The organism is Gelidibacter sp., assembly GCF_035577925.1.
Lineage (GTDB): Bacteria > Bacteroidota > Bacteroidia > Flavobacteriales > Flavobacteriaceae > Gelidibacter.
The window spans coordinates 1-3,223 of record NZ_DATJCY010000043.1 but is presented as its reverse complement, the minus strand read 5'-3'; the positions used below and the strand labels follow the sequence as shown (position 1 = coordinate 3,223).

Sequence of the window (3,223 nt, the reverse complement as noted above, 5' to 3'; positions counted from 1 at the left end):
CCATTGGATTTGGAGCCGTAGTACCCAATCCATTTTTTGCAATTTCGATACAGCGTTTAATATATTTTTCATGTATATTCATCCCGATAATTCTAAGGACAAAAATAAGATAATATCTTGAGTAAAAAATCGACCATAATTAGAGAAATAGAAAAGAAGGATGATGTAGAAGTCGCTCGTGTAATTCGGGAAGTCTTGATTGAAATGGGAGTTCCTAAAGTGGGAACTGCTTATGCCGATAAATCGTTGGATGCAATGACTCAAACTTATGCCGTTGAAAGGGCTGCTTATTTTGTGGTTGACCATGAAGGCGAAATTATTGGGGGTGCCGGAATAGCACCACTGGATAATTATGAGGGTAATGTTTGTGAACTTCAGAAAATGTATTTTTTACCTAAAGCCAGAGGGAAAGGTTTGGGATCTTTAATGATGGATAAGTGTTTAGCTAAAGCGAAAGCATTCGGTTTTGAAAGTTGTTATCTCGAAACTTTGCCATATATGACTGATGCTGCAAAGTTATATGCCAAATCAGGATTTGAAAATTTAGACGGTCCACTTGGCAATACAGGACATTATTCTTGCAATGTTTGGATGATAAAATCTTTATAATGCGATTAAAAACACTACGCGATAATTTTCTCACAGTACTAAAAGATGACTTTCCGGATACAGAAATTCAGTCGTTTTTTTATTTGTTGACCGACCATTTTTTGAAAATGAAACGATTGGATGTTACTTTAAATCTCAACATGCAAATTTCTACTGAGAAATTGGAGAAATTTGAAAACGCCATAGGTCGATTGAAAAATCACGAACCGATTCAATATATTATAGGTCAAACCGAATTTTATGGATTGCCGTTTCGGGTTAATGAAAACACATTGATTCCAAGACCTGAAACTGAAGAATTGGTGGCTTGGATTTTGGATAGTGCAAAAGCCAGCACTAAAGGGCTTTCTATTCTTGACATTGGCACAGGCACCGGTTGTATCGCCATTTCGCTGGCTGAAAATTTGCCGTCAGCAAAGGTTTATGCCATCGATGTGAGCCAAAAAGCTTTGACCATTGCAAAACATAACGCAAAGTTGAATAACGTAAATGTCCGGTTTTTTGAAGTGGATATTTTGGATTGGCGTAAAAATTCAAGGAATTTAGGTGTAGAAGATTTAAAGTTTGACCTTATAGTATCTAATCCGCCGTATGTTAGAGAATTGGAGAAAACCCAGATGCAAACAAATGTTTTGGATTATGAACCGGCTTTGGCTTTATATGTGGCTAATGATGATCCACTTGTTTTTTATAAAGAGATCATTCGGTTTGCAATGGAGCACCTTAAAGATAATGGAAAGCTGTTTTTTGAAATCAATCAATATTTGGGAGTTGAAATGCTTCATTTGCTCGATAATTACAATTTTGAAAATATAATTCTTAAAAAAGATATTTTTGGCAATGACCGAATGATTTCAGGGACAAAAACACGTTAATTCTAGTTTTTGATAAGCTGTAACATCGTTTTAATAATTTCTGAATTTGATGTCAGTTCTTTGCCTTCGTTCAAAAATTCAGGAGTATTCATAGGTACAGATGGTGCATCCATAATTTTGGATGAAAGTACCGCAGAACAATGTACTTCCTTAAATCCGGCATCTTTAAATATTAAAACATTCTTCGGATTTATCCCAGAACCTGGAAGAATACTGAGTTTGTCACCAGCCAAAGCTTTTAATTCTTTAAGCAATAAAATGCCTTTTTCTGCCGAAGTGACCTGACCGGACGTAAGAATACGATCTACTTTTAATTCTGTTAAATGCGTTAAGGACTCATACGGATTAGGCGTTCGGTCAAAAGCCCGATGAAACGTAAAAGCCATAGGTTTTGAAAGTTCAATCAGTTGTTTGGTACGTTCAATATCAATGGTATTATCTAAATTTAAAACCCCCGAAACGATGCCTTTACAGCCCAAATCTTTACAGATTTGAATATCCTGTTTCATGATTTCAAATTCTGCATCAGAATAGGTAAAATTCCCGCTTCTAGGTCTAATGAGGACAAAAACTGGGATTTTTAAGTTTTTTAAGGTTTGATGTATCAGGCCATAAGACGGCGTAACGCCTCCAACGGCAAGTTCTGAGCAAAGTTCTATACGATGTGCTCCCGCATTTTGTGCGTTAATGGCAGATTGGTAATTGGAAGCACAGATCTCTAATATCATGATAACTTCTTTTTTATTTTATAATTTTTAGTTCACAATAATTTCATCAATAAAGGTCCACGCTTTATGTCCAGCACCCGAGTAACCTTCAGGGATAATCCCAAAATTCGGAATTTTCAGGTAGATATAGCGCGTGGTGACATCTACATTAATTTGAGCAGTTTGAATTGAAGCATCATTTTCGGGAAGGTCAACCTGGACGCTCATATTGTTTATATCAACACCAAACATCATTTGTTTTGGTGCATGGATCCATTGATGTGGTGCTTTGTGAAATCTGGTTTCAATCGTTTTTATTGCGGTTTCTTCGCCTAAATCAATAACAATTTCTAAATCTTCGCCATCAAATCCTAGCCATTCTTCATCATTTATGCGCGTGTTACTTCCTAAAATCCCATTGATTAACCCTTGACTACCACTGCCTGCATATTTTTTACTGGGTTCTACATTAAGACTTATTTCTTTTCCAAGTGCTTTATGGAATAAAATAGGTTGCGTAAATACCGATCCGAGTTGCTTTTCAGAATTGAAAACTGCAGCTTTTAGTGTAAAATTCTTAGTGATTGGAATGGCTGTTGCATAAATTTCAGAAGTCATATTTGGTTCTGTGCCATCAGTGGTATATCGAATGATTTTGTTTTTAGTGAATGTGGATAATTCATAGCCGTTAGCGGTTTTTTTGCCATCTATTTCATGCAGATGGTTGGCATAATTAATATCCAGTGCATCCAAACGCTTATGGAAATTTTCCAAACGTGCTACAAAATCAGGATAATCTTTACTTTTGTTCGGCGACCAAACCACTTCACTCATAGCCACTATTCTGGGAAAAACCATGTATTCAACTTGTTTCTCATTAGTAATATATTCGGTCCAGAGATTGGCTTGTGCACCCAAAACGTATTTGGATTCTTCTTCGGTAAGTTCATCCGGAATCGGATTAAAATGATATACTTTTTGCAAAGGAACATAACCGCCAATAGCCAAAGGTTCATTGCCGCTATCCGATTG

Annotated in this window: 4 protein-coding genes; 2 read left to right on the top strand and 2 right to left on the bottom strand. The window is 36.3% G+C overall.

What is annotated here, in order from left to right; all coding sequences use genetic code 11:
• The first annotated feature begins 117 nt into the window (after positions 1–117).
• Both VNJ50_RS01435 and prmC read left to right on the top strand, forming a co-directional pair.
• Positions 118–609 carry a GNAT family N-acetyltransferase gene (locus VNJ50_RS01435; protein WP_325578353.1) on the top strand — a complete coding sequence of 164 codons (492 nt, stop codon included), beginning with the start codon at positions 118–120 and terminating at the stop codon, positions 607–609.
• Positions 609–1,484, top strand: coding sequence for a peptide chain release factor N(5)-glutamine methyltransferase (gene prmC / locus VNJ50_RS01430; RefSeq protein WP_325578350.1), 876 nt, complete (start codon positions 609–611; stop codon positions 1,482–1,484). The genes VNJ50_RS01435 and prmC overlap by 1 nt, the downstream gene beginning before the upstream one ends.
• A 2-nt stretch (positions 1,485–1,486) precedes the next feature.
• On the opposite strand, the gene VNJ50_RS01425 is transcribed toward prmC, so the two are convergent.
• Both VNJ50_RS01425 and VNJ50_RS01420 read right to left on the bottom strand, forming a co-directional pair.
• Positions 1,487–2,212: a copper homeostasis protein CutC gene (locus tag VNJ50_RS01425; RefSeq protein ID WP_325578348.1), complete on the bottom strand. Its 726-nt coding sequence runs from the start codon at positions 2,210–2,212 to the stop codon at positions 1,487–1,489.
• Between the two features lie 27 nt (positions 2,213–2,239).
• A partial coding sequence (locus VNJ50_RS01420; RefSeq protein ID WP_325578346.1) for a family 20 glycosylhydrolase occupies positions 2,240–3,223 on the bottom strand: 984 nt, incomplete at its 5' end.

Excerpts from the sequence above, each read along its gene's own strand:
- VNJ50_RS01425 (WP_325578348.1), bottom strand. The coding sequence starts at position 2,212 with ATGATATTAGAGATCTGTGCTTCCAATTACCAATCTGCCATTAACGCA.
- prmC (WP_325578350.1), top strand. The coding sequence starts at position 609 with ATGCGATTAAAAACACTACGCGATAATTTTCTCACAGTACTAAAAGAT.